Source organism: Herbidospora sp. RD11066 (assembly GCF_054661255.1).
This window is the reverse complement of record NZ_BAAGDO010000159.1, coordinates 1-271: the sequence shown is the minus strand read 5'-3', so window position 1 is coordinate 271 and position 271 is coordinate 1. Positions and strand designations below refer to the sequence as shown.

Sequence of the window (271 nt, the reverse complement as noted above, 5' to 3'; positions counted from 1 at the left end):
CTTGAGCTACAACGTCATCACAGAATTTTGTCACCATGCCATGGCACGCACGCACTAATGTGCTGTCAAGTTTGTAATCCTCTCCTTCTTCCTCAGTAAAATTACTGATGGCACTTCTGCACTTCTCGTCAAGTTCATCAAATTTCTCCTGCAAACACTGTATCTCCTCTCCTTTTTCAATTTTGTCACTGCAGAGCTTCCCAAGATCTTTTACACAAGCAATCTGAATTTCAGGCATCAGATGCACGTCCAAAGCTCTTTGGTGCATCAC

1 protein-coding gene is annotated in these 271 nt (G+C 43.2%); it reads right to left on the bottom strand.

What is annotated here, in order from left to right:
* The coding region (locus tag ACYQ78_RS39630; protein ID WP_459806147.1) for a cysteine rich repeat-containing protein at positions 1-238 on the bottom strand (238 nt) is incomplete at its 3' end.
* Positions 239-271 lie beyond the last annotated feature (33 nt).